A 26,608-nucleotide genomic window follows, 5' to 3' on the forward strand; every position below is an offset into this window, starting at 1 on the left:
TACCCCTTCCATTAGCTCACTTCTTGTTCTAATTCTTCTACTCTCTTTTCCAAGTAATCAACATCTTTCCTCGCTACATAACGTTCTGCCTTCTCGAGGTGGCAGCCTACATTATAATCAGGAATCCCAGCAAACTTCTCATATCGTCCCTTTGGAAGTAGGAAATTCCCTTCTGGAAAGAATATTCCAAGGTTCCCTTTCGCAATGTCTGCTAATTTCGCACGACCTTGGAACACACCATATTTATTGTATAAGACAATAGCCTCTCCCTCTTGAATGCTAAGTTCGTTAGCGTCTTCTTTATTGATGAGCACATCATATCTTTCTGCGCCGTTAAATGGGTCGGTTTCACTATAAACCATGGAGTTGAACTGCTTGCCTCTCCTTGTCGTAATATAAAATTGTTCATTTGTTTTATTTAAATCCGGAATGTCAACTGGAATTAAACTCGCCTTTCCATCGAACGTAGGACATATTCCGTCTTCACATAACCAAGCTCCACCCCACTGGAACACGTCACCTTGTTTTTTCAAGTGTTGAATTCCGTCGTAGTTAGGATTTGCCTTTGCAATTTCATTGCGTATTGAATCAGCATCTTCAAAATGTACAAGGTCAGCTGTTTCTGGTTTCACACGTTTAGCCAGATCAACGTAGATCTTCCATTCTTCACGTGCTTCCTCAATTTTATTTCTGTTCCCCTCTATTTCTGGGGAGAAATACACCATACGTTCAGTTGAGGTGGAAGTACCTCCTCCTACTTGTTCATATCTGGTTTTAGCGGGTAATACGATAACGGCCTCTTTCGCATCAACGAGTGTAGAAGTATTTAAGATAATATCCTGATGAACCCGAATTTCTAATTGGGATAATGCTTTTTCCACGAAGTGAGGGTCTGGCATGGTTTCTAAGAAATTTCCTCCAGACAAATAATAAAGTTTAACCTTACGTTCATGGTTCTCCGGGAGTAAAATATTCTCAAGTGTTACCCCTACTATATCACCTTGCCATTTAGGAAGATCAAATCCCCATAGCTTTTCTATACGTTCAATATTTTCACCGTGAAAATCACCACCAGGAAGTACGAATGGATCTGCTCCCATCTCTCCACTACCCTGTACGGATGAATGACCACGGAATGGCATTAAACCACTATGTTTACGTCCTAAGAAGCCACGCAATAGAGCGAGGTTAGCTACTTGCGAGATGTTATCTGTAGCAAATGAATGCATCGTTAATCCTAATGCCCATGCAAAAACAGCATTCTTACTATTCGCTAGTAATTCGGCTAACTTGACTATTCTTTCCTGTGTGATGCCAGATGAGGCTACAATGTCATTCCAAGATTGTTTTTTAACTTTTGTTTTTAATTCTTCATAGCCATTCACGTGCTTTTGAACGAATTCATGATTGATAGCCGAACCATATTTCTTTTCCTCCATCTCAAACCAGTGCTTCATAATTCCATGCATAAAGGCGATATCACCGCCGATATTAACCTGGTAAAAATCATCCGCTAATTTTGTACCGAAAAGAGCTGATTCAACATTGGAAGGAATCCAATATTCATCCATGGCTGGTTCTTTATAAGGATTAACTACGATAATTTTTGTCCCTTTTTTCTTTGCTTCCAACATATATTTAGTTGATACAGGTGAGCTATTGGAAGCAACGCTTCCCCAAAAAAGTAAAACGTCCGTTCCAATCCAGTCCTGATAATTGACGGTTGAAGCGCCAACGCCTATAGAACGCTTGAGTGCAGTTTTACTTGGGGAGTGACAAATCCGTGAAGCGTTATCTATATTATTTGTGCCTAAGAATCGAGATACTTTTCCAGCAACGTAATAGGACTCATTTGTAATACCACGAGAAGTTAAGTAGAAGGCATATTGTTTTGGATCTAACTTCTTCATCTTTCCAGCAATCATTTCCATGGCTTCATCCCACGACAATCTTGAGAACTTTCTTTCTCCTTTTCTTCGTATCATGGGATAAGGAATACGCCCTAGTTTACGAAGCTCCGTACTTGAATATGTTCTAAGTTCATCAATATCAGCGTGAAGGAACTCAGATTTGATTGCAGGCATCGTATTTAAGCGAAGAACATTTAATCTAGTCGTACATATATGCGGCCCTGTTAAGGTTTGGTCATAAAGACCTGCCACTCCTAAGGCACACCCATCACAAACGCCTTTTGTAATGATATTCGTTGCATAACTTAAATTATCTTTATTTTCCCATAAAATCTTAACAGAATCACGAATATGTTTTGGTTTTACCTTCCCGAGTCCAAAAGGTATGGGACTTACCCAGTGTTTAGGAGATGGTAAACTCGATTTTTTTATCGGGCCTTGATGTTTTGTTTTACCCATTACCTATCGCTCCTTATATAGTGTAGTTGCAGGCTTATCAGTTGCCAAAAAAACAAAAAACCGCACATAGCCCCAGTGAACGAGGTATGGCGGTTAGTCTTGGACAGGGTCGCTGCTTCAGGTCCAACCAGATTATTTAATTATTTTAATAGAATGAATTACTTTATTTTAAGAAATTTGTCCTCAAGGTTCTGGTCAAATACGAATATGGAGATGCCATAATCCTTTTCTATATCAATATCGACGTATAAATCCAAGAACTTCGAACCGAGGAGTTCTTCCATCTCAATCGGATGATGTTTACGATACATTTCCTTGACCATTTCTGTTCGTGCAGATCGTAACATTTGCTTTCCGTCTTCTGCGGTTGCGATAAACTTCTCTACCGGAGATAAATTCCCTTCCATCTCACAGATGGCCCAGTGCTTGCAAAATGTTGTTCGGACTTGGCTTGGTCCTTTCCCCATGTGTCGTTTGCGGAAGGAGCGCACGAGATTGCTAAATTCAGCTTCATAGTTCATTCGTTTCAACCTCTTCATCCGTATGTTTTTCGGACATATTACCATTATTATGCCTGTTTTTCAATGGAATCAGAATAAACAACGTGGCTGAGCTACTATCTTTCCTCTTATACCTGGATGGCAAATTAAAAACCGACACTCCACTTCAACCGTCTAAGTAAACGGAAAAAGATCTGCGCCGGTAGCTCAATCACAGGTGCGCTGTGTAAAACTACTACTCATCCATCCACGATTCTCGTTAGGGTTAGATGGGCGGCAGGAACGCTGTCCCTCACCTAACTCTAATTGGATATTCACATTTTTGACATATTTAATAGTATATTAGCACGACAAAGCGAAGTGGACAATAGTAATTTTTAAACGGTAAATATAATAGAAATTATTACGTTCTAATTAGTATAGAGGGACGACTACTCTTTTACGTTCTTTGAAGTATACCCATTCCTTAAACCCAATTTCTTTAAGAGATTGCACTACTTGCTCCCAGTCATCCCCTACACGTTCTGGATCATGCGCATCAGAGCCAAAAGTCACTTTCACTCCGTATCTCAAAGCCATTTCAAGGATATCATCGGCTGGATACCAACCTCCCACATCCTTTGTTTTTCCCGAAGTATTAATTTCTATGGCCATTTCATTCTCCCCAATCACTTTCAGCGTTTGTTCCACTGCAGCAGTTTGGATAGAAGAGAAAGCGGGATAATACCCCTTCATGGCATCAATGTGTCCGAGGATCTGATACATCCCACTTCGGGCTGAATGTTCGATTAGGTTAAAATAAGCTTCTTTAGTACGGACTTTGTCTTGTTCCGTTAGACCTTCCCAACGTTCCTTCTTAAATATGTTAATACCCTCAACGTGATGGACCGAACCAATAATGTAATCAAAAGGGTAACGATCATAATACAGTTTATAGACCTCTACATGCTCTGGGAAGAAGTCTGACTCTACACCAAGAAGAACATCAATTTTCCCTCTGTACTCGTCTTTTAAACGTAGAACTTCTTTTACATATTCAGGGAACTGACTTTTCCCCATAGCTATATGGGGGTAAGGCTGCTCTTCCTCACTTGTGAAATAGGGAGTATGATCAGATATTCCGATTACATTAAGTCCCTTTTTTAAACCTGCTTCAATATAATCACGAATAGTTCCCCGTGCGTGCCCACAACGATCATGATGGGTATGTAAGTCAAATTTTAAGTCATGATTAATGATCTGTGTCATTACCTCTTCACCTCTTTTTCTATTCTTTTTCTATTATAGCAATGAAGCCTATTTTCTTATGTATAAGTTCTGTTAAATCTTAAGAAATACCTACATATTACTGCTGTTTAATAAGGGCTCCAAAGAGGAGCCCGAACAACTAAGGCCAGGCCTTAGCAAAGTCTTTTTATTGTGTCGAATCAGTTATCTATATACCCCCCAAGGTGGACGTGGTCTACCCCATGGCGGTCTTGGATGAACTCCCCATGGTGATCCCCATGGAGGTCCCCATGGTGGACGAGGGTAAAATCCCCCTCCCCAAGTTGGTGGTGGATAAGCTCCCCATGGTGGTGGATAGCCCCAACCTGGTGGAACAGGCGGTGGAAATCCTCCCCAGGCTGGGAATGTCCCAAATTGTCTTGTACCTTCTCTGTTACAGTTACTCATAGCTTTCCTCCTTTTAACCTTCTACAAAACCGATGAATTTTCGATTTTTCAAGACCAGGATATTCAACTAATCAAGGGCTCGCGCTAGGCATATTACCCGATGGTGAGCCTAAATTGGTTTGAAAATCTACTAATATCTATCGACAAGAACCCATGCTCCTCTACCTTCACTTGAATATATTAAATCTATATCAGGGGAAAGGAGGGAATACTAGATGGCTAATAGGAAACCAAAGAAAAAACAATTGATTCCACCTATATTACCGTGTCCGTTTTTGCTTCGTGCTTGTCGAAATCAATTGGCACAACGTACAACTGAGCTATCACAATGCCGAACTGATCTAGCTCAACGTACAAATGAACTTACTCAGCGTACGAATGAACTTAATCAATGTCGAACTCAATTGACTCAAGCACAAAACGATCTAGCGGAATGCCGTCGACAGCTCTCAAATCGAGATCAACAAATTATTCGCTTGCAGAGACGAATTATTAACCTACAACGACGCCTAGTCCGTTGCCAGAGACAGTTAAGACGCTGCCTTAGAAGAAGATAACAAAAATATGGCTGCTCCTAGTGGGCAGCCTTACTTTTGTTGCATTTTCAATTAGGAATGAACCGAAAGCTCTTTAACAAGACAGGCAAATCCTTATTTATCATCCTGGATAAACGTTTGAATTCGAGAAGCTTGCGATTATAATCCATGCCATCCGGATTTAGAAACTCTTCTGGAGGTTCTCCAGGATGAATGGCCGCAAAAACCAACCCATTCCTTGCTCTTAAAAAAATAAATGGAGAATCTCCATAATCTTTCATCCACTGTTTCTTACTATTACGAAAGACGACAATTTGAAAGATATTTGTATGTGTAATTCCTTTTATGGGTCTACGATACTTCAGATGAAAATTAATACATAATTGCGCTTCTTTCATACAGTGCTCTTCTACAACAAATACATGTCGCTTCCACCAAGTCGGTATTTGCAGAAGAAAACCATAGGTTTTGTTTTTGTATAAGACATAGTTCAACACTTTACTCAACCTGTCTCCTCCTTACTTAACTATGTACACACTATATGCGTTAAACCAGTAGAAGGAGCTTATCCTAGTAAATAGTGGTAATTTTTCATATTAATTGATCCATAATATGAACTTTGGTAGACTGTAAAACAAATAGAAAAGAAGTTAAAACCTAGAAAATATGTTAAATAGACAAGTTGGACATGCCCAGGCACGACACACTTTCAATTCACAACCAAGGAGCGACAACGATGAAAAAATCGAAAATTCTCAGTCTATTGCTAGCAGGGGGGATCGTATTTTCCTCTTTCACACCGACCTACGCTGCCACGTCAAGCCAAATTGCCGATTCCGCTCAAAAGTACATAGGACACTCCCTAAAAAATTACTCTGCAGGAGATTTCATTCAATACACTCTTAAAGGGGCAGGGGTCTTATCCTCCAATAACCTTTCAACTTTATACAAGCAGGGAACACCAGTTTCTCTTTCAAACTTAAAAAAAGGGGACGTTGCATTTTTTGGATCCAGTAGTTCTAATCTAATAGCGTCTGGTGTTTATTTGGGCAACAACAAGATCGCTATAGCCTATAAACCCTATGGAAGCGTAAAACTATTATCTACTAATGATGCTGTAGTAAAAAATAACTTCGTTGGACTCAGAAGCTATGCAACGACTAAAGAGTCCACTAATAAAACGGATACTACAAAATCTACCAAAAATACACAAGAAGCGATCATTAAAGCAGGATTAAGATATCTAGGAACACCATATGAATATGGATCTAGTCGCAGTAGTACCAAAACATTTGACTGTTCGGCGTTTGTTCGCCAAGTCTATATTGATGCTGTAGGTTTAGATATGGGACGAGGAGGAGCCACTTCTCAATATCATTACTTAAAGAATTCCGGAGCAAAAATTAAGACCAACTGGCGAGACCTAGAAAAAGGAGATATTATGATATTCATGCCTTATCGAGGAACGGCCAAATCTAACTACTCCAAAGATCGTGATAGTATAGGGCACTCCGGCATCTATATGGGGGACGGTAAGGTTCTACATACTTATTCGAAGGAATCAGGTGGGGTGCGCGTCGATTCAATTGCGGGTAGGCATTGGGAATATCGATTTATTGCTGGCGGAAGTCCATTGAAAAAATAAGATCATGAGGGGAAAATAAAGACTAGCTTTTTGTTTTCCCCTCTTCTTTAAAACAATTTCAACTGTTCAGGAGGTTGAGGGAACGGTGGACAATCGTAAGCTGGTTTGAAGTCGTTTTTAATACAATTGTGACAGAGCCAGCCCCTGCTTGTGGTTCATCAGGAACTATCGTTTTAATTTCTTCTGGACGGGAACACCATCACGATACAGGTCATCGTGGTCTCCCCAGCCTGTAAGACCAACTAATACGCTTGTTTTCATTTGTTTGTTCCCTTTGACAAGATTTTATACATTTGATCATTCTCAAAGATATGCGTACCCGGTAAGTAGGTTTCAGCCATACGGACCATCATGCTTGCAACATCTCTACCTTCTATAGGACGATATTTAATTAATGCTCCTTTGAATAAAAAAGGAAGAAATGCGAAAACCAAGCTGGCCATTCGTTCCCCCACTCGAAGTTCTGCACGTTCTCCAAGTAAGAGTGAAGGACGAAAGATCAAAAAGGAGGGTAAATGTATTTGTTGAACAGCAAGTTCTAATTCTCCTTTGACCCGATTATAAAAGATGGAAGAACGTGAGTCAGCCCCCATGGCAGATACAAGAAGAAATCTCTTTACTCCGTATTCTTTAGCAAGCTGAGCGGCCATAAGTGGATAGGTAAAATCTACCTGTTTGAAATTTTCTTTGGTTTTGGCTTTTTTTATTGTGGTACCTAAACAACAATATACATCATCTACTTGAAATAACTTGCTATGTTGCTCCATATTGCTGAAATCATCCAATACGATACAAACGAGTTTTCCATGGCTAATAGATGGTTTTTTCCTTACTAAAATAGTAATTGATTCGTAAGTATCCCCTTCTAAAAGAATGTTTAGCACTTCTTTCCCAACCAATCCAGTGGCACCTATAATAAGGGCTTTTTTCATGATTCTTATTCTCTCCTCTATATGTACATCTAAAAGATGTTAAAATCCCATTCCTCAGATAATTGCCTCAGTAATTGTACGCCTGCAGCACTATTTCCATACTCATCAATTGCAGGTCCGTATATTCCAATCCCACATCCGTTACGAAAAGGCATTTCCTTAGATCGGAGACGTGGTGGCATAGAGCACATGATCCCTCCAGATACCCCGCTTTTTGCAGGTAGACCAACGAATGCAGCAAACCTTCCTGAAGCATTGTACATGCCACAAGTGACCATTATAGCTTTCGTTAGCCTAGCAATTTCCTTAGAAAAGATCCTTTTACCTTGCAAGGGATGATAGCCGTCATAAGCTAGAATAAGACCTATCGTAGCTAAATCCTCTAATGTCACTTCAATCGAACAATGCTTTAAATAAACCTCCAATGCTTCATCAACTTCTGCCTCTAAATAGCCGGTTTCCATAAGATAATAAGCTAAGGCTCGATTTCGGTTGGCTGTACGCCATTCTGATTCGAACACTCCCATATTAATCACAGGTTGTCGACTGAGCATCTCTACCATAAGATTTTGGATGATTTGAAATTTTTCATCAGGAGTTTCCCCTGGAAGAATAGATGCAACAGTTAGTGCTCCAGCATTAATCATTGGATTAAATGGTTTACCCTGTCGATGAACTTCTAGACGAATAATGGAATCAAAAGCATCGCCTGTTGGTTCTACATCAACTTTCCTCAAGACATCCTCTATTCCAAGCGAAATGCATGCAGAAATAAAACTAATAATCTTTGAAATACTTTGCATGGTAAACGGAACAGCATATTCACCTGATTCCCACTTTACACCATCTGGACCCAAAATACATATCCCAAAGTGGGAAGGATCGGCTTTTTTCAAAGCAGGAATATAATCTGCAACTTTTCCTTCCTTGGTATAAGTTCGAAACTCTTTAACCCATGTATCCAATTGTTCTTTATACTCCATAAATACCACTACCCTAATAACAATTTTTTTATAGAGTCCCCATCTTAATGAATGACTATCCAAGTGAGGGTTATTTTATTAATAAAGAATACGCTTTTCCACTTGCCAGTCACCCGTTTGGACGTTTATACTTGGAACGGACAGCATGGGAGGGATCGACAAACGATGTACCAGGATCAAAAAAATCAATGTTCACCCGTATTCATTGCGGTAGAAGGACCCATAGGAGTCGGGAAGTCTTCCTTAGCCCGTTACATATCCGAGCATTATCAATTTCATTTACTTAACGAAATTGTGGAAGACAACCCGTTCTTGAGTTTATTTTATGAGAATATGGAGGAGTGGTCTCTTCAAACGGAGATGTTCTTTTTATTTCATAGGATTAAGCAGTTGGAAGATTTAAATCAAACCATCCTCTCTCAAGGCAAAAGAGCTGTTGCAGACTACCACATCTTCAAGAATCGGATCTTCGCCCAGAGTACCTTACAAGCAAAACAATACGAAAAATATGATCAAGTTTATCAAATCTTAACCTCTGATTTACCTCAGCCTAATCTTATTATATACCTTCATGCTAGCGTAGACACCCTACTTCGTCGAATATCACAACGAGGTAGATCCTTTGAACAAGATATAGACCCGCAATATCTTATAGCTTTATGCAGTCGTTATGAGTTGTTTATGGAACAATTTCAGCGTGAACACCCTGAAACAACCGTGTTGCATTTTAACGGGGACGCACTTGACTTTGTCAGCAGAAAAGAAGATCTGTGCTTGATAATCGAACAACTAGATAAAGCCCTCAATCTGGAGTTGAAACGATAATGAAATATAATTCAATCATTCCTTCCAATGCCTTAATCACAGTCGCTGGAACAGTCGGTGTGGGCAAATCCACACTTGCTATGAAGCTGGCAGAAACATTAAATTTTAAAATTTCGATGGAAAAAGTGGATGGTAATCCTTATCTGGAAGACTATTATGCGGATTTTGAGAGATGGAGCTTTCATCTACAGATCTACTTTTTAGCAGAGCGGTATAAACAACAGAAGATGATGTTTGAATCCGGAGATGGATATGTACAGGATCGCTCCATTTATGAGGACGTGGGCATCTTTGCCAGAATGCAATACGAGGAAGGGAACATGACAAGTCGGGACTACGAAACCTATTCCTCACTCTTTGAGGCGATGACTCTAACTCCCTACTTTCCAAGTCCACACTTATTGATTTATCTCGAAGGTTCTTTCGATCAAGTGATGGAGCGCATCTATCATCGAGGTCGGCAAATGGAGATCAATACATCTAATAGCTTCTGGACAGGTTTATATAACCGATATGAGCAATGGATTAATTCATTCGAGGCATGTCCGGTACTCCGTTTGAACGTAGCCGAATATGATTTGCACAAGGATGAAACAGCTATCTATCGAGTAATCGATCAGATTGAACAAACTTTAGAAGGAAAATCACTGCAACTCAGTGAACGTAGTTGAAAAAGAAAAATCCCCTGAAATGGGGATTTTTTTTTCTTTTAATAGATCATTTTCCCCGAAATGAAGTCTGCCATCTCAGGAATAGGTGGTGAATGGAAGAAATGCTCTTTCTCTTGCTTCATATGCACACTTCCTTGATGGATAAAGATGATCTCGTCTCCCATTCTTTTGGCTTGTTGCAAGCTATGCGTTACCATAAGAACGGTAACAGCTGATTGAGCATGAATGGTATTGACGACATTCTCAATAATCTCAATATTGCTGGGATCTAAGTTTGATGTTGGTTCATCAAGCAAGAGCAACTTAGGTTCGATAACTAGAGCTCGAGCTAATGCTATTCGTTGCGCCTCTCCCCCGGAGAGGGTCACTGCTCGTCTCTTGCCATAATTCGATAAACCAACCTGTTCTAACCCAACTTGAACTCTATCTTCAATCTCACTTTTATTTATTCCACGATACTTTAGCCCCATTGCAATGTTGTCCGCAACGGTTTGATCAAACATGACCGGTTTTTGAGATACATAGACCATTTGACGTTGAATGCTTATCATTTGATTCCTTGTGTATCCCTTTTTCGTTAAGGTTTCATTAAACAAAGTCATCTGACCGCTTGATGGATTTTGAAGTAAATTAATGAGGCGAAGGAATGTGCTTTTTCCCGAACCACTTGGCCCGACAACTGCGTAGCGTTTTCCTTTCTCAATATCAAGTTCCTCAATGAATAAAATCGTTTTTTTGTCCATTATAACGTTAACATGGTGAAATTGTGCTAACACTTAAATACTCACCCTTTCCCACCGTTTTGCATTCCCCGCAGCATGCCTAGCATGAGAAAACTATTCATGACAAAACTGATGAAAAGAAGAACGAGTCCCAATACCAAGCCGATTTCAAAATTACCTTTTCTTGTTTCCAATATGATAGCTGTTGTCATTACTCTTGTATGTCCTTCAATGTTTCCTCCGACGAGCATGACTGCACCTACTTCAGAAATAGCACGGCCATAAGCGGTAGCAACAGAAGCCCATATTCCTTTTCTTGACTCCTTGATTAGCTCCCATATTATATGAAAACGATTTCCTCCTAGAGTTTGAACGGTTTCTGAGAATATTTTTTCCTTCGCATATACAGCTGATAATGTAAGTCCGGTAATAATAGGGGTGACTAAAACAATCTGAGCTATAATCATCGCTGTTGGAGTAAATAAAAGTTCCCACTCCCCTAGTATTCCTTGCCTGGAAAGAAGTAAATATACTACTACGCCTATGAGAACGGGAGGAAACCCCATCATCGTATAGATCAAGGATATCACTAACTTCCTGCCAGGAAACGAATATAGCCCTATCATAGCACCAATCGGAATGCCTATGAGCATCCCGATAAGAACAGCACTAGTAGAAACTTGTAAAGATAGCATGATGACTGCCATTACATCTGGATTCTGAAAAACCTCTATCATACTATTCCACATAAACACCTCAAATTATCTACGCTTCGCATCTGGTACGAAAAGATTCTTCCCATATTGATTTCTTCCAAATTGATTAATCATGGATTGACCTTCTGGACTGATAAAAAACCAAATCAATTCGTTAGCTGTATGTGGTTTCTTTGTACCCGTCACCTGAATGATTCCATAAGGGTTGAATAAATCTTTATCAGTTGGGCTGAGATTAATTAAACCTGTTTTGTTGGTTAAGTAAGTGGCCTCATCCGTAAGAACATATGCCCCCATCTCTTCTCCCATACGAAGAGTTTCTCCCATACCTTGTCCAGCAGAAACATACCATTTTCCTTCTGGTTTAATTCCTGCTTTGCTTAAAATGCTCAGTTCCTTCTTATGAGTGCCGGAATCATCTCCGCGAGAGATAAATTTACTGTTTGATCCTGCAATTTTCTTAAAGGCATCAGCGGCTGACTTCGCGCTCTTGATATTAGCTGGGTCGTTCTTAGGTCCTACGATTAAAAATTGGTTGTACATGACATCATGTGCTTTATGCCCGAACCCATCTCGAACAAATTCATCTTCGGCTTTACGAGAATGCACTAGAACGACATCCGCGTTCTTATCTTTACCTAGTTGAATAGCTTGTCCTGTACCAACAGCGATTACTTTTACTTTGACATTGAATCTCTTCTCAAAGGTAGGAAGCATATAATCCAATAGTCCAGAGTCTTGTGTGCTTGTTGTAGTTGCCAGGATTACCTCTTTTTCGGCGGCTACCTTTTGGTAAATTGGATTCGTCTTGGCATTTGCGCCAACTGCACTGGTAACCAGCAATACCAATACCATACTCATTATGAGTGTCAAACTAATTTTCCTTTTCACTTTCTACTCCCCCTACTTCCTCTAGTTTTTTTCATATATGATCTCTCCAAGTTGGGAGAAGTCATAACCCTCTAATTCTTGTAAACTAGTAATAAATTCTGTTGTACGTAATATGGTGTGGAAGGACTCCCAAGCGGATTCATTCTCTGGTGTAAGTTTAACAATGAGATCGAACCTTTCCTGGGCAAGTGGGATAAACGATAATCCTAATTTTGCCGCAGCGCTTTCTATTCCTAAGGTCACATCTGCTGCGTCTCGTGCAACAGCTGAGGCACTGGCAAGATGATTCCATTCTTCCTTCTCGTAACCGCTTATGTTGCGAGTATTAATTTCTAACTTACTTAAGTGATAATCTAACAAGAAACGAGTTCCAGAACCCTTCTGACGGTTAATAAAACGGATGTCTCTTCGGGTCAAATCTGTCCAATCCTGTAATTGCTTGGGATTATCCTTTGCAACAATTAAACCTTGGTTTCGCGTAGCCAAATGTAGCACTTGAATCTTCTCTTGGAAAAAAATCCGATCAATAAACGGAATGTTATATTCTCCGGATGATGGATCTAACAAGTGAATCGCTGCTACATCAGTTAATCCTTTATGTAATAACATTAGACCTTCCAAGCTCCCAATATAACTGGCTTGCAGAGATAGACGAGGTGAATGCTGACTTAAGTATTGAACCAGATGTTCAACTAGGAAGTCATGACTCCCCGCTAAGCGAAGAACCCTTGTTACATGTTCATCTCGTCCTGTTGTTACTATGGAAATAGCGGGGCTGGATGAAACTGATGGTCCTTTTTTCTGTTCGATAAAGATATCTAAGTCTTCTTTTTCAACCCGGACCTTATTGCCTATTTTATATGCCTTAAGCTCGCCTCGCTTTACAAGTTCATAAACCGTATACTTAGAAATCTTCAAGATCTTAGCAATTTCTTCGGGTGTATACGTTTCGGTTATCAGTATAAACACCTCCAACGATGAATCAATCATTTATATCGTATGCTATTTTTTCCATATCGTCAATAATTTAAGTTTGTTTTTGTTAGTGCATGTTTGGTTTTGTTGTTTTTTATTAGTAACTGTTGAATATCAAGTTAAATATAAACGGTTTTAAATCAACTATCCTAAGCGTTTTAGGTCTTTTTTCTGTTCCCGCAATAAAGAAGGGAATTTCCACATCCTTTTTATGAAATGATCCGTGATTAGCACCACCAGGATGAGTTGGTGAATGGGCACCTGTCATTTCATATCCAGGTTCCGTTGTAAGAATGAGGTACGGGCCCTTGTGGGAATGAGCAGCAGCATAAAGTTGCATTAAGCCATCTGGATAATCATTGAACAGTATCCGTTTGCTCTTACCATCATTAATCATATTAAGGACACTCCAATCTCCTTCCACATCCCATTCTTGAGAAAATTCATCCTTAAATGTCTTACCAGGACGAAACCTCAATCGTTTGGTTGTACCTCCTTCTATTACTTCTATCCACTCCCCTTCTACTCGAGTAATGGTGTCAAAATGAGGGTTGTTCTTTGCAATATCAACTAAACTTTTAATATCAATATTTTGTTGAAGTGGATACACATAGGCCATTCTACCGTTTACTGCTACGGCGATATGATCCGTAGACAGAGTCTCTATAGGATCAGCAATATTAAATCTGTTGAATACCTCTGCTAGGTCAATGACCGATTCCTGGTTCTTTTCCATCGTTTGAGTAAAACCGCTGTCACCCATCACTATAAAAATATGATCTTGTAACGCTTCTTCCCAATTACCGAGAGCGTTTAATATGTCTTGTAGCTTCCGGTCAATTTCCTTAAGTGTCTTTTCAGAGTTATTTCCTTCCTTATGTGCTTCTGAATCCAAGTTTGGCATGTACATGATCGTTAATGAAGGTAATGTTCCCTGTTGAATAAGATGAATTAAGTGCTTCGTTGATACTTCATCATTAACCCCATAGCTTTTAAAATATTGTTCCCCCAGGTGGGGTAATTCGTGATGAAAGTTTCCAAGGACAAAGTAATCAGGAGCCATGGTAACTGTATTGGGGCCTAAAGGTGTTTTTAGTTTTCGATTTTGAGACCCTCTGTACACTAATGCGTTCAATGAGGCTGAGGACAATTGGTGTTGATAGAGAGCCTCATGCATGGTAAGCACTTCTTTATTGAGATGTGTGTTATTCAAATGATATAACCCATTATCCAAAACCCTTTTTACACCACTTCTTAAAGATGAAGTAAATCCGTCACCATAATTAACGAGTTGTCCGGATGACATGTCATACCAACGCAACCCGGGGATGTGATGTCGGTTAGGGTGAGATCCTGTTAACATACTGCTTTCAATGACAACAGACATAGTTGGAAAGGTACTGATAAATTTGTTCGTATACCATCCCTTTTCTTCTAGAAACGCAAACCCAGGTAATGATCCGTTATTTATGAGCTCTTTTAGAGGTTTGTCGACTAGTGAATCAATGATGATGACAATTACCTTCTTGTCTGGAAGAAGGTGACCTTCTGATTGGATTTGAGCAAACTCCTTGTGACTCGTACAACTTGATACAAACACAGACAGGATAATAAAAAGGGTTAGAGCAAGGTTCTTCATATGTCAAGGCTCCTTAAAATCTATACCGTTTTCTAGTTATCCTTATTCTTTATCGATTATGGAATAATTACCCCTATTTTGATTCGAATATTGATAATAAAGGTAAGCCCCAGAAACAATCGTCTCCAGGGCTGATCATTACTTTTGTCTTGTTTTATTTTCCACATTACTTTCAGTTGAGGGCTCAATAATATTATGATCAACAAGGGTGGATACCCTGTCACAACTGATTCGAGATGTTAATTTTGGTAAATTACCGTTTTCTCGATCACTGCCAGTTAGTGATGCAAGTATCGATTTATCCTGTCCTCTCAAAAACCGTCACCTCCTTTTTCCTTCTATTTGTAATATCCCCCAATATGGTTCAAGAATCCTTTACAAAAAAACCTCTTGCCTAATCAATAGATTAAGGAAGAGGGAGTTTATGACATATATTATTCCGTTTCTCGAGCAATAAGATTAAAAGGTAGATTTAGATCCTCACAAAATTCCTCTGCGCATTCTAGTTCACTTGGGCTCTCGATATTATAGTACCAGTTTAAATTCACTTTCTTCCCGTCCAAATAAGCCTTATCAAAGGTTTCTAATAACATCATTATACACTTCGAACTACTTGTATTAATGTACGGCAAGATAAAGTCAACGGAAACCGTTGTTTCTCCTTCTAGTTGCGCAAAATATTCTTCTACCCATTGAAAAATAGGTTCATAAAATTCAAAGGAATTTTCAGGATAAGATTGTCCTTTTAGAGTTAAAATGTTATTCAATTGATCGAAATGAACGGTTGGTGTACTCTTCGTCCCTTCTATAATCAAATTTTGCATATACAATCTCACCTCCACTTGCCGAATTTACACGACAGCCTTAATTGTTAGAAATGAATAGTCGTTGTCCAATCTTGTTATAGAATATTCTAAGGGAACGGTTGCCTTTCTTGCCATGTCGATTAGACCCATTCCTGCACCTTTACTCCCAGGGGCCATTTCTCTTCTTAATACTTCTTTATATAGTTTCTTTAGCTCCACTTTATCAAGTCTGAGGATATGATCTAGCTTCTCAACTAATATAGGAATATCTTCCGAAGCTATTAGGTTCCCAGAGCAAATATAGTTTAGTTCTTCAACTTTACCTATTGTAACAATACAAGAATTTGATATTTTATGATAACCCTCTGTATTATCCTTGCTTTCACAATAGTTTTTAATATTTTGTGTCTGTTCAATGAAGATAGAGAATATGTTATGAATATTATTTGCAGGGCTCTGCTCCAACTCAAGGTATTTTTTAACTGCCTCTCCTAGTTCTTCAATGATTGCCTGAGAAAAGCGACCAGAAAAACTAATGAGCAATCCATTTTCCCTTAAGCGATTTTGAATGTCCAATAAATTGGTTCCTACCAATGATACCTCCTCCTTTATATTAAACAAATACAGCCCTGATCTAGGGTCTAAAGCCTAGTACGGTAATATCGTCTCTCTGTCTTTCTTTCCCCATATAAGCATGTAGTTCGCTCAAAAAGGCGTCTTGCTGGGAAGATAAGGGTAGAGCATAAACCTTCTGAATCAATGCTTCGAATTTGTGGCGGCCAAATGAAAGATCTTTAGGGCCTCCATTTTGGTCTATATAGCCGTCAGTTGTAAGATAATAGGACTGATTGGCTTTAATCGGTATAGTGATGTTATCAAATGAGTAATCCGCACTTGTTCTGCGGTATCCAATGCTTTTTCTATTCCCTTTAATCATAGATAGGTTTCCACCATTTATAGTATAAAGATTACATTTAGCACCAGAATAGTAGAGTAGATTTTCATTAGGTTTTACAAAGCAGATTCCGATGTCTAATCCGTCGTCTGTCATACCATACTCTGTTTCTTGATTTAATGTTCGCTTCAGCATTTTATTTAATCTGCTAAGAATATCATTAGGCTGCTTTAGGTTCTCTACTTCTACCAATTGATTTAGAATAGAAACCGATACCATGGACATTAAAGCACCAGGAACCCCATGTCCTGTACAATCACCTATACCAATGAGATATCCATCCTCTAATTCCTTCATCCAATAAAAATCGCCACCAACAATATCTCTTGGCATCCAAAGAATAAAATGATGGTCTAATACTCTTCGCAAGTGACTTTCAGTGGGTAGAATCGAATCTTGAATTCGTTTGGCATATTTTAGACTTGCAATCATCTTCTGGTTAGCTTGAGTTAATTCTGAAGTTCTCTCTTCTACTTCAAATTCTAGTTGTTGATTCCATCGTTCAATTTCTTCTTGAGCTTCCTGTTGCTTCTTCGTAAACTGGGTAAAAGCAACAAAGGCAAAAGCTAAATTTCCTATTGCTTTAAACAACCGGTAGGAGTGGAGGGAGAATACTTTTAGGCTGTCCTTTGCTATATCGATCGATAAGGTTCCAAGAACTTCCCCATCCAATATATATTCGATAAGCATCGAAGACTTCATCGGTTTACTCGCCTCAAAGAATGGTTCATACAAATCATCCGGCATGGTTGTGGTGTGCAAGTCTTCATAGCTATGGATGATGCCGATGTGTACTGGGCCATCCACCTCATAATTGTTAATATCGCATATATCTATTAAGTACTCTTTCTTTAACGGAAGTGCTTGTAGTTTTGCTAAGTCATGTCCCACTGCATCAACAAACTTCCAATCTTCTCCATCCACTATGGAGATACTCCCATAATCTGCTTCCGTAATTTGCTCTAAGGCAACCTTCAATAGTTCTTGTAAGAAGCCCATATCATTGTTCGTTCCAGACACGACAAGTTTTGTAGCAAGACCTGTTAGCTTTTCAAATTTACCAATCATGTCATAGGATTGTTTGTAAGCAAGGAAGATTGAACCGATTTCACCGATCATCTGAAGCATCTTTACATATTTTTTTGAGAATGATTTATTATTACCTTTTTCAATATCTAGACTAATCATTCCTCGGAGCTGATCAGCGTAGAAGATATTGACCTGCATGGATTCCTTTATTGGACGGGATGCTTGGGTAAAGCGATCTACTAATTCGTCGGGGATGTTGCCATCTCCTCTAAGAAGCGTATTCTGTATAATATAAACGTTCTTCTCCACTTCTGTGACCTGGTCTTGATAAGTCAATCGATTCGCCATATATTCCGAAGTCAATTTTAATTCTCGTAACTTATGGATATCATGACCCATTGCATCAACAAAAGTCCAAACATTATCCTCAACGATGGAGATGCTTCCACAATCTGCTTCAGGTATCTCCTGAAGAGCAATTTTGAGTAGCTTTGATAAGAACGCGTTTGAGTCAAACTGATTTTCCGCTGAAGTTAGAATTCCAGAGGATAAGTTAATAATTTCCTGATATTTTCCTCCCGTAGTATAAGCTTCATAAAACATTAGAAAAATCGAAGTCAACTGTTTATATGGGACTAATTTCTCTTTAGATTCTTTTGAGAAGGCCTTTGAACTACCTTCTGCAATATCCAATGAAATCTGACCTAATAATCTCCCACCGAAACTCATTTTGACCATCAGCGTTTCTTTAATAGGCTTTGAAGCTTCTAGAAAGGAATCTTTTACCTCAGAGGGCACGATTAGGCTATTATTCTGAATATCAAGGATTCTATTAACAATATAAATGGGAGAATCATCTTCTGAATTCAGATCATAATTGATTGACTCATATTCATACCTCAAGGGTATGCTTTTTAACAATTCAATATTGTGGCCTATCGCATCAACAAACTCCCACTTATCCCCCCTTATAATAGAGATGCTTCCGTAGTCAGCCTCTGGGACGACTTTCATCACTTCATGTAGAATAGTGGAGAGAAAAGAAAGATCAAATTGCGTAATTGCCCTCTCCGAGCCTTCGAGCAATCGAACAAAATGTTGGTGAAATACTTCCTTCTCTTCTATTCTTTCCGTCAATTGTACATTCTGTAATAAAAGCGACATAATGTATTGCAGTTGTGCTAGTGAGGCTTGGTGATCTTGTTGCCAAACATATACTTGTGGTGAGCCTCCAATTATACAAAACCCAACTTGTTCTTTTGCATTCTTCAGTGGAATTACGAGACTATCCTTATAAAGGCTTATGTTATTATTTTTCTCAGATTCGATGTGTTCGATAAGACCTTTTTCTAGTTCATAGGAATAGGATCTAATCACTGATTGAGATGTATGGGCCATCAAACTTAATCCAGTATCCTTGAGTACAAAGATTGCACCAAAAAGGCTGCGAACATCATTGAGACAAATCTTGTCTAATATTCGCTGAAGTTGTTCGCGACTTGTCCCTTGCTCTTGTTCTAAAATGAATTCGTCAATGACCTGTTGAATAAATGATCTCTCCGATATCACCATCATGATCCTCTCATCCAGGTATTTATATATTCCTATTATAGTCATAAAATCTAGACTAAGAAATACTAGTTATGAAAAAAGTAATCCAACTAATAGCCTACTTCAACCGAAGCAATGACAATATAAGCCAGATCATTGATGTCATCTTTGTCAGCAAGAACGACACCACTTGATGTCAGCATTCCCCCATCGATGACTTCAAAGGTGACCTCACCATAGGGTAATTCCGCTTTAACTGTATTAAGGTCTACCTTATCCTTATCAGTGGGAACTGCAAGTCGAACATTTACCTTCATGTTGTGGATATCGTTATTCGGTAGAACGGATCGAAGTCCTGGCATGGAATTATGATGGATGGCATTTTGAACCGCTCTTACAGCAGCCTTTGTAACATTTTGTCCGTGTAAATCAATTCCCATCCCGATCTCAATAAACATCACTTTATCCATTTCATATCTCCTCCTCATAATATTTAGATAGGTTATTGTATTTTCATTAACTCATGTTAAGTCTACTCTCAAACTCAGCTAGAGCATCATACCCTTGCTGCTGAAGTCTCCAATTTTTTGCCGCGGTGGTAATAAGGCCAGCAACATCACGCCCAGGTCTAACAGGAATCTCTATATGACGAATCGTCACATCTAGATAGGTCACCGTATGCTTTTCAAACCCTAACGCATCATAATGATGTTTTTCTTTCCAAGGAGAAAGAAGAATATCAAGATTAATTTCCGTTTCTTCTTGAACCGCTCCTGACCCATGCATTCTCGGTACGTCAACCAATCCGATTCCCCTTAGGGACAGAAATCCGCTATTACTTTGGTTGTGAGTGCCGATAATGGTATCAGGATCTATCTGTTTTAGGATAACCAGATCATCGGAGACCAATCGGTGTCCCCTTTCTACAAGGGCTAATGCTGCTTCACTTTTCCCAATTCCACTTTCACCTCGAAGTAATATGCCTACACCAAAGACATTAAGACATACTCCATGGACGCCTATTTCTTTAGCTAATGACTTTTCTAAAAAGTTATTCACTTTAGATATGAACTTCGTCGTTTTCTGACTAGTACGTAGTAGTGGAATGCCTTCCTCTTTACAATGTTTCTCAAAATATGTCAACCCATCTTGTCCACGCGTAATAATAAAACAGGGGGGATGCAGTCTAACCACATTCCCAATTCGCTCATCTCTTTCTTTCTTCGATAAAGAATGTAAATAATCCACCTCTTGTCTTCCAAGAAGTTGTATTCGATTACTAGGAAAGTATTCTATAAACCCTGTAAACTCCAAGCCAGGACGATGGATATCATCCTCCGTTAATTGCCTATCTAATCCTGCTTCTCCCGCTAATACCTCGAGTTGGAATCGGGTTACTAGGTCACTTACACGTATCTTTTTCATTTAAGTGGTTCCATCCTTGTACTTAAAACTTTGTGCCTATTATCTAAAGTAAGGTAGTTTAGCACTCATGTCTAGATTTAATTTCGCTATAACAAGATCTTGCATGATTAAATACAAAAACGATTCCTTTTTCTGGTCTATAATAGTCCAGTAGAGGAATCGCATAGTCACTTATTATATAGCTTCTGCCTGGCTCGTCTCTTTAACACGACTTACCTTCGTTTGTTTACTTGTGAGATAAACACCTACAAATACAGATAATCCGCCAACAATTTGGATGATGCTAATTTTTTCGCCTAAGATGACACTGAATATAGCAGTAAAAACAGTGATCAAATTGAGAAAGATCCCACTTCGACTTGGACCAATATCTCGCACGGCTAAATTCCAAAGCAAAAATGATCCAACAGTAGGAAATAGTCCCATATAAACAATGCCCCACTTTGCTGCATCATTCCACTCTGCGACAGGACTCCATGCATACAAGGCAAAAGGAAGAGTTAGAAGAAGTCCAATACAAACTGTTATAACAGTAGCTGAGATAGGAGGTATGTTACTAATCTTTCTTCCTATAATGGAGTAAAAGGTCCAGACTAATATGGCGGCTACCATAAGCAAGTCCCCTGCATTATACTCAATATGAAAGAGTTCAAACAGCTTACCTTGAGTTAGAATCAAGAGTACGCCGAATAAGGAAATCACAAATCCCAATAAGTTTAATTTACTTAGTTTTTCTTTTAGTAATAGGACTGAAAAAATAACAATGACAGCGGGATTTAGAGCATTCACAAGAGAAGCATTCAAGGGACTTGTGTATCGAAGCGCTTGATAAAGGAGCATATTATAACCAATCACTCCAAGAATACTCATAGCTCCAAGAATCTTCCAATGTGTCCAGATACTTCTCCAATTAGGTCTCTCGATAAACTGCGCCATAGGGTATAAAAAACATAAGGCCATTAACCAGCGCACGAAAGTAATTTGAATGGGAGAAACTTCTGCTACGACGTACTTCCCTAACACATAATTTCCTGCCCAAAACAAGTTAGCCAGCACCAAAAAAACTAGGGTCTGCCGTTTCATTCCTGTCTCCTCTTTAGCTGATATCTAATTTTTTCTCACTATAGCATAGATCGTGTACGAGGTCATAGTACACTTGTATAAGGTTGGAATGGATCTAGGCTAAAGCATCTTAGATTTGAATAAAGAGAGATTAAGGAAAGTATGTTAGTAAGTTTAATCGTTCGTGTTTTGAAGCTCTTTAATTTTTGCGATCCAATCTCTAAAACTATTATACTCATTAGCATCCATATCAAAGTATTTTTTAATTAATTCTACGGAGTTACGTTCTCCAGTACGATATACCCCATCAGCAAAAATTAAACGTAAAAGTTCCGTAAGAGCAATATGCTTTGATCTTTCGCAACCAAAATACGCTAAGGCCTCTTCCATTAATAGGTGCTGTAATTGATAATCTTCTATATTCATTTCAGTGGCATATTCTTCAAGAATGATCTCCTTGGCGGGGGTTAAACAACCATCTACAGAAGCCACTCGGTGAGCCAATTCTATGAAAGCTATTTTTTCCTCATGTTGCAATTCCGATAAAAACAATGAAACGACCTACTCTCTATAGTTAATTATTCTACGTTTGACTTTTAATACTTTATACGAAACTCAATTCTAATGGTTGCGTTCACTTGTAATTTTGTCTGTATATTGAACGTCAAATATATATAATTCAAATAAATTCAGACATGGAGGTCACCCTTGAATCCTAACTTTTTGAATAAATGGGTATCTGCAACTATGCCCTTAGTTTTGTTTTTTTTACTATTTGGATATTGGAACCCACACGATATATTGGTCATGCTAATCTGGGCGTCGCCCATTACGTATGTTTATGGAATATGTTCCTCTTACGCATTGGACTGGGTATCAAACCGTTATCGATTGAAAAATAAAGTACTTATTGCTTTTCTTTATAGTCTTACAGGCGCCCTATTTTTTATTCCCTTATTTCAGTTTGTCATCCGTATGCAAGAAATGGGAGCGTACCTTGGATTTATGGCAATTGGAGCTGGAATTGCGTTAAGTTTCTACTTATGTACTCTCTTTTTTCGTAATGTTAAAGTAAACAGATACCTGGCCGTCCTGGGTCCCTTATTCTTAATTATAATGATGCAAATCTTTGTTTTTAGATGGGAGTTTGATAAGGTGGACGGTTGGCGCGAACACCAAACTGATAACTATTATGAAGCCTCCTTTGATTATTTTCACGGAGAACATGTCATTCCTATTATCGCAGATAAAGGAGAACAAATCACATTCAAAATAAAGTGGAACTACTGGCAAGATGGAAGTACAGGTCATTACGTTGAAGGTCCTTCAGGCAAGCCAGTAGGGATGGAGGAATTAGGAGACAACACTTTCAAGTTGATAGCGCCAGAGGATGGAACCTACAAAATCGTCTTAACAGCCAAAAGAGTTAGCTATGGGCAGTTTGTAGTTCATTGGAGCAAGGATTAAAAAAACCACCTCTTCACTAATAGGGGATAGAGGTGGTGAACACTATCTCATACTTAATAAACCATATTTCCGTTTAAATCGTTCTAGTATCTTAATCCAAGCAGTTGAAAATAGTAAAAGAAAGACAACATTAGATATAGCATGCATGAAGTCAAATAAAACGCTTGCCATATAGGTGGTTAGCAGGATTGACCACGAAAAGTCATCGAGAAAAGAAAAAATAAACGTGACATTCATCATCCAACCAAATAAAAATCCCCATAAAAAACCAAATAGAATCTTGCCAATCATTTTTTTCATTAACCAAGTGTCTTTTAACATCCCTGTGCTAAATCCGATCATCCCCCAAGCTAGCATTTGCCAAGGTGTCCACGGGCCTTGACCAAGAAACATATTAGAAACTAAAGCAGCAAGAGCTCCCACCATGAATCCCGTCTCTGCTCCGAAGACATAAGCCGTCATCATGATAATAAAAGAAGTCGGTTGAACACTTGGAATTGGTGCAAAGGGAATCCGACTTACAGCAGCAATGGCAGCAAGTATGGCGATTAACACCACTTCCCTTCCCTCCATTTTTCGTGCCTCAAATCTTACTAGAAAGGGAACCAAGGCAGAAATGACGAAAACGAAACTTAAGATCAAATATTGATCTTGGAAATAGAAAGAGCCTAAGCCGAGTAATAAGAGATCAATAAATAAGACAGCAAATATGATTAACCGAGTACGGGCCAAAGTTTTATGACCTCCTCATCCGTAAGAGAGTTAGGAAACCATTCCCTACTCATTCGATTCACGTTTGTCGTGTAGAAAAAGTTATTGGAGAAAAAAGTAGAAGGAGGGCCTTCTGTTGTAATCTTCCCATCAAACAACATTGCACATCGACTTACGTATCTAGCTGCAAACTCCACATGATGAGTGACCATCACGATGGTCACTCCTTGTTTGTGAAGGTCTTCTATCATATTTGCAAAGGTTTTTTGTAATACAGGATCCATACCCTTGGTAGGCTCATCAAGCAAGAGTACTTCTGGGTTCCCTAGCAAAATACAAGCTAATACTACTTTTTGCCTTTCTCCACCGCTGCAATCATGTGGATGACGATGCAGTAAGTGCGTAAGCTCTAATTGTTTAATCATTTGGTCCAATTTGTCTTGATTTGAAAAGCGGTTAGCAGCAAATTCAAGTTCTTGTTTGACCGTATCGTAGCTAAAGTACACAAGAGGATTTTGCGGCAAATACCCTACCTTGCGATATAACTCTTCTTTCTTCCACTTTTTTACGTTATTACCATTCACTAAAACTCGGCCTGTTTGAGGGGTTAATAGACCACCTAAGAGTTTGAGCAATGTGGATTTTCCTGTTCCATTGCCCCCTACTATAGCTAGGAAATCTCCGGAATAAACTTGCATGTCTAAATCCTTAAGGATCAATGGACTTTCCTTGGCGTACCGAAAATCAGCAGATTGGATGTGGATAATAGGATGTTTCCTCAATTGTTCTGGTTTATCACCATGCCCCATTGCCCTTACTCCTTGCTTTGACAACCATCTTCTACCATCTTTCACACTGAAGGGGATCTCATCCGCTAGATATTCCTCAGTGAAATGCAAATAAATACGTGCAATAGAGGGAATATAGGGAAGAAATCGCTTATCTCTCAACTTCCAAACTTTGTATATTACGTTTTCAGGTCTGCCTTCATAATGTATCTCTGCAGCGTCCATCATAATGACGCGGTCCGCTACGGAAAAAACCTCATCTAAACGATGCTCTACTAACACAATCGTCATTCCAAACTCTTCGTTGATCCTCTTTAAAATCTGAATAAATTCTCTACCTGATACAGGGTCTAGCTGTGCAGTTGGCTCATCTAGCAACAAAACCTTGGGCTGGAGGAGCAAAACCGAAGCCAAGTTTAGCAACTGCTTTTGTCCTCCTGAAAGCTCATCTGTCCTTTGGGATAACAAGGCCTCAAGACCAAAGAATTGGACCATTTCGGCTAACCTCTTTCGAATAACCTCCGAAGGATAACCTAAATTTTCCAAAGCGAAAACCAGTTCTTCTTGCACCTGTTCCATGACAATTTGGTTTTCTGGATCTTGCCAGACCAGTGCAACTTGTTGTACTGCATCCAGTGCACTAACCTGATGAAGCAATACATTGTTATATCGTATTTCACCCTTAATAGACCCATAAGGTTGGGTCTCCTGCTTTAATAAGCGAAGAAGGGTGGACTTGCCACAACCAGAAGGGCCACAGATTACCACAAACTCCCCGTCATTTATTTTCAAATCAATTTGAGAGAGCGCCATTACAGCTTGATCAGGATATTGAAATGATAAATCCTTTACTTCGATAACGAGCCCCATCTCCATTCGTCTCTCCCTTCGATGAGGATTGGTGTAACAATATAAATGATCCAGGCAAGAAAGAACCACCACTCAGTTGATGAAAAAGCAATAGATTCTAGAACAGGATAGATCTGTAACTTACCATACCCCAAGCTCCACCCCACGGCACATAGAATGAACAGTACCGATAATTGCAGAATTAGAAGATAGTCTTCTTTTCTCATCAAATATCGCTGATAAGAAGTTCTTTGGCGCACCAATCCATAACCCCTGGATTGCATAGAATCAGCGGTTTGCAGTGCTTCCTCTAAACACCAAGTCAAAAGGGTCTGTAGGAGAAGCATCCCATCTTTTGCTCGTTTCCAATATCGACCAGTTGAGACGTCTACCCCTTTGGTGCGTTGTACTGTTGATATTTCATATAGCCTTCTTTTTAATAACGGGACAAAGCGAACGGCTAACATTAAAACCAATGCTGACTTAGGCAAGAATCTCGCATAGATATATAAGAATTTTCCCGAAGTTATAGTAAGGTTAAACGATACAAATCCAAATAAAATACAAAGCATCGATAGAGCCATGTTCCATCCAGAAGTGATTGCTTCAAGGGTTACTGGTTGGTCCCACAGATAAAATAGAATTTCTCTTCCTCTACGAGTAAATAGGGGATTCAACACTAAAATAGATAATGCAAGTACAAGATACATAACAAAGTAAGATCTCAACTGCCTGCCACCATCTTGCAATTGATTAAAAATGATAATGCCAATAAGAGAAGCTATCAAAAATAAGGGATGGTGTAAAAGCATACATAGGATGAAGTAGCCAATATAATAGATCATACAGGTAGCGGGGTGATAACGATGGAATCCTCGGTCCATCCT

Annotated in this window: 27 protein-coding genes; 5 read left to right on the forward strand and 22 right to left on the reverse strand. The window is 39.1% G+C overall.

Going from position 1 to position 26,608, the window contains the following annotated elements:
• Positions 1 to 11: 11 nt before the first annotated feature.
• From EIZ39_RS15355 to EIZ39_RS15370, 4 genes are all read right to left on the reverse strand, one after another.
• Entirely contained in the window at positions 12 to 2,369 is a 2,358-nt protein-coding gene (locus EIZ39_RS15355) for an FdhF/YdeP family oxidoreductase (RefSeq protein ID WP_129200863.1), read from the reverse strand.
• A gap of 158 nt (positions 2,370 to 2,527) precedes the next feature.
• On the reverse strand, positions 2,528 to 2,890 hold the full coding sequence (locus EIZ39_RS15360; RefSeq protein WP_129200864.1) for a Na-translocating system protein MpsC family protein: 363 nt from the start codon (positions 2,888 to 2,890) through the stop codon (positions 2,528 to 2,530).
• Positions 2,891 to 3,283: 393 nt separating this feature from the next.
• The gene (locus tag EIZ39_RS15365; protein ID WP_129200865.1) at positions 3,284 to 4,117 is read right to left on the reverse strand and encodes a histidinol-phosphatase; all 834 of its coding nucleotides are present in this window, start codon (positions 4,115 to 4,117) and stop codon (positions 3,284 to 3,286) included.
• A 183-nt stretch (positions 4,118 to 4,300) separates the two neighbouring features.
• Complete coding sequence (locus tag EIZ39_RS15370; protein WP_129200866.1) at positions 4,301 to 4,543, reverse strand: hypothetical protein; 243 nt, start codon at positions 4,541 to 4,543, stop codon at positions 4,301 to 4,303.
• 215 nt (positions 4,544 to 4,758) lie between these two features.
• Between EIZ39_RS15370 and EIZ39_RS15375 the strand changes: the two genes are divergently transcribed.
• Entirely contained in the window at positions 4,759 to 5,100 is a 342-nt protein-coding gene (locus tag EIZ39_RS15375; RefSeq protein ID WP_129200867.1) for a hypothetical protein, read from the forward strand.
• 47 nt (positions 5,101 to 5,147) lie between these two features.
• Here EIZ39_RS15375 and EIZ39_RS15380 read toward each other — a convergent pair whose 3' ends face one another.
• Positions 5,148 to 5,585: a hypothetical protein gene (locus tag EIZ39_RS15380; protein WP_129200868.1), complete on the reverse strand. Its 438-nt coding sequence runs from the start codon at positions 5,583 to 5,585 to the stop codon at positions 5,148 to 5,150.
• Positions 5,586 to 5,815: 230 nt separating this feature from the next.
• Here EIZ39_RS15380 and EIZ39_RS26695 point away from each other — a divergent pair, with 230 nt between their 5' ends.
• Positions 5,816 to 6,724 carry an NlpC/P60 family protein gene (locus EIZ39_RS26695; protein ID WP_240675823.1) on the forward strand — a complete coding sequence of 303 codons (909 nt, stop codon included), beginning with the start codon at positions 5,816 to 5,818 and terminating at the stop codon, positions 6,722 to 6,724.
• A gap of 257 nt (positions 6,725 to 6,981) precedes the next feature.
• Here EIZ39_RS26695 and EIZ39_RS15390 read toward each other — a convergent pair whose 3' ends face one another.
• On the reverse strand, positions 6,982 to 7,656 hold the full coding sequence (locus EIZ39_RS15390) for an NAD(P)H-binding protein (RefSeq protein ID WP_240675824.1): 675 nt from the start codon (positions 7,654 to 7,656) through the stop codon (positions 6,982 to 6,984).
• 29 nt (positions 7,657 to 7,685) lie between these two features.
• Positions 7,686 to 8,663: a glutaminase gene (locus EIZ39_RS15395; protein ID WP_305014121.1), complete on the reverse strand. Its 978-nt coding sequence runs from the start codon at positions 8,661 to 8,663 to the stop codon at positions 7,686 to 7,688.
• A 141-nt stretch (positions 8,664 to 8,804) separates the two neighbouring features.
• On the opposite strand from EIZ39_RS15395, the gene EIZ39_RS15400 reads away from it, so the two are divergent.
• Together EIZ39_RS15400 and EIZ39_RS15405 are read left to right on the forward strand one after the other, a co-directional pair.
• Positions 8,805 to 9,464 carry a deoxynucleoside kinase gene (locus EIZ39_RS15400; RefSeq protein WP_129200872.1) on the forward strand — a complete coding sequence of 220 codons (660 nt, stop codon included), beginning with the start codon at positions 8,805 to 8,807 and terminating at the stop codon, positions 9,462 to 9,464.
• Positions 9,464 to 10,135 (forward strand): deoxynucleoside kinase, encoded by a 672-nt coding sequence (locus EIZ39_RS15405; RefSeq protein ID WP_129200873.1) that lies wholly within the window; start codon positions 9,464 to 9,466, stop codon positions 10,133 to 10,135. The genes EIZ39_RS15400 and EIZ39_RS15405 overlap by 1 nt, the downstream gene beginning before the upstream one ends.
• A 38-nt stretch (positions 10,136 to 10,173) precedes the next feature.
• On the opposite strand, the gene EIZ39_RS15410 is transcribed toward EIZ39_RS15405, so the two are convergent.
• From EIZ39_RS15410 to EIZ39_RS15465, 12 genes are all read right to left on the reverse strand, one after another.
• Entirely contained in the window at positions 10,174 to 10,911 is a 738-nt protein-coding gene (locus EIZ39_RS15410; RefSeq protein WP_164985119.1) for an ABC transporter ATP-binding protein, read from the reverse strand.
• A gap of 8 nt (positions 10,912 to 10,919) precedes the next feature.
• Positions 10,920 to 11,594 carry an ABC transporter permease gene (locus tag EIZ39_RS15415; RefSeq protein WP_205668567.1) on the reverse strand — a complete coding sequence of 225 codons (675 nt, stop codon included), beginning with the start codon at positions 11,592 to 11,594 and terminating at the stop codon, positions 10,920 to 10,922.
• Positions 11,595 to 11,618: 24 nt separating this feature from the next.
• On the reverse strand, positions 11,619 to 12,464 hold the full coding sequence (locus tag EIZ39_RS15420) for an ABC transporter substrate-binding protein (protein WP_240675825.1): 846 nt from the start codon (positions 12,462 to 12,464) through the stop codon (positions 11,619 to 11,621).
• Between the two features lie 21 nt (positions 12,465 to 12,485).
• Positions 12,486 to 13,454, reverse strand: a complete 969-nt coding sequence (locus EIZ39_RS15425; RefSeq protein ID WP_240675826.1) for a helix-turn-helix transcriptional regulator — start codon at positions 13,452 to 13,454, stop codon at positions 12,486 to 12,488.
• An 82-nt stretch (positions 13,455 to 13,536) separates the two neighbouring features.
• Positions 13,537 to 15,078 carry an alkaline phosphatase family protein gene (locus EIZ39_RS15430; RefSeq protein WP_129200877.1) on the reverse strand — a complete coding sequence of 514 codons (1,542 nt, stop codon included), beginning with the start codon at positions 15,076 to 15,078 and terminating at the stop codon, positions 13,537 to 13,539.
• 434 nt (positions 15,079 to 15,512) lie between these two features.
• Positions 15,513 to 15,902, reverse strand: a complete 390-nt coding sequence (locus tag EIZ39_RS15435; RefSeq protein ID WP_129200878.1) for a DUF1987 domain-containing protein — start codon at positions 15,900 to 15,902, stop codon at positions 15,513 to 15,515.
• A gap of 27 nt (positions 15,903 to 15,929) precedes the next feature.
• A complete protein-coding gene (locus EIZ39_RS15440; RefSeq protein WP_129200879.1) occupies positions 15,930 to 16,478 on the reverse strand; it encodes a SiaB family protein kinase in 549 nt (182 codons plus the stop codon).
• Positions 16,479 to 16,518: 40 nt separating this feature from the next.
• Positions 16,519 to 19,443 (reverse strand): SpoIIE family protein phosphatase, encoded by a 2,925-nt coding sequence (locus EIZ39_RS15445; RefSeq protein ID WP_164985120.1) that lies wholly within the window; start codon positions 19,441 to 19,443, stop codon positions 16,519 to 16,521.
• Positions 19,444 to 19,529: 86 nt separating this feature from the next.
• On the reverse strand, positions 19,530 to 19,889 hold the full coding sequence (locus tag EIZ39_RS15450; RefSeq protein WP_129200881.1) for a Lin0512 family protein: 360 nt from the start codon (positions 19,887 to 19,889) through the stop codon (positions 19,530 to 19,532).
• Between the two features lie 46 nt (positions 19,890 to 19,935).
• Entirely contained in the window at positions 19,936 to 20,844 is a 909-nt protein-coding gene (gene hprK / locus EIZ39_RS15455; RefSeq protein WP_129200882.1) for an HPr(Ser) kinase/phosphatase, read from the reverse strand.
• 174 nt (positions 20,845 to 21,018) lie between these two features.
• Positions 21,019 to 21,927, reverse strand: a complete 909-nt coding sequence (locus EIZ39_RS15460) for a DMT family transporter (RefSeq protein WP_129200883.1) — start codon at positions 21,925 to 21,927, stop codon at positions 21,019 to 21,021.
• Between the two features lie 153 nt (positions 21,928 to 22,080).
• On the reverse strand, positions 22,081 to 22,458 hold the full coding sequence (locus EIZ39_RS15465) for a co-chaperone DjlA (RefSeq protein ID WP_129200884.1): 378 nt from the start codon (positions 22,456 to 22,458) through the stop codon (positions 22,081 to 22,083).
• Positions 22,459 to 22,614: 156 nt separating this feature from the next.
• On the opposite strand from EIZ39_RS15465, the gene EIZ39_RS15470 reads away from it, so the two are divergent.
• Positions 22,615 to 23,373 carry a hypothetical protein gene (locus EIZ39_RS15470; RefSeq protein ID WP_129200885.1) on the forward strand — a complete coding sequence of 253 codons (759 nt, stop codon included), beginning with the start codon at positions 22,615 to 22,617 and terminating at the stop codon, positions 23,371 to 23,373.
• A 42-nt stretch (positions 23,374 to 23,415) separates the two neighbouring features.
• Here EIZ39_RS15470 and EIZ39_RS15475 read toward each other — a convergent pair whose 3' ends face one another.
• From EIZ39_RS15475 to EIZ39_RS15485, 3 genes are read right to left on the reverse strand one after another with little or no spacing between them, the layout of a single operon-like run.
• Positions 23,416 to 24,105 (reverse strand): ECF transporter S component, encoded by a 690-nt coding sequence (locus tag EIZ39_RS15475; protein ID WP_368666324.1) that lies wholly within the window; start codon positions 24,103 to 24,105, stop codon positions 23,416 to 23,418.
• A complete protein-coding gene (locus EIZ39_RS15480) occupies positions 24,087 to 25,748 on the reverse strand; it encodes an ABC transporter ATP-binding protein (RefSeq protein WP_129200886.1) in 1,662 nt (553 codons plus the stop codon). The genes EIZ39_RS15475 and EIZ39_RS15480 overlap by 19 nt, the downstream gene beginning before the upstream one ends.
• Positions 25,721 to 26,605 carry an energy-coupling factor transporter transmembrane component T gene (locus EIZ39_RS15485; RefSeq protein ID WP_164985121.1) on the reverse strand — a complete coding sequence of 295 codons (885 nt, stop codon included), beginning with the start codon at positions 26,603 to 26,605 and terminating at the stop codon, positions 25,721 to 25,723. Before EIZ39_RS15485 ends, EIZ39_RS15480 begins: the two co-directional genes overlap by 28 nt.
• Between the last annotated feature and the right edge of the window lie 3 nt (positions 26,606 to 26,608).

It is taken from the genome of Ammoniphilus sp. CFH 90114, assembly GCF_004123195.1.
Taxonomy (GTDB): domain Bacteria; phylum Bacillota; class Bacilli; order Aneurinibacillales; family RAOX-1; genus YIM-78166.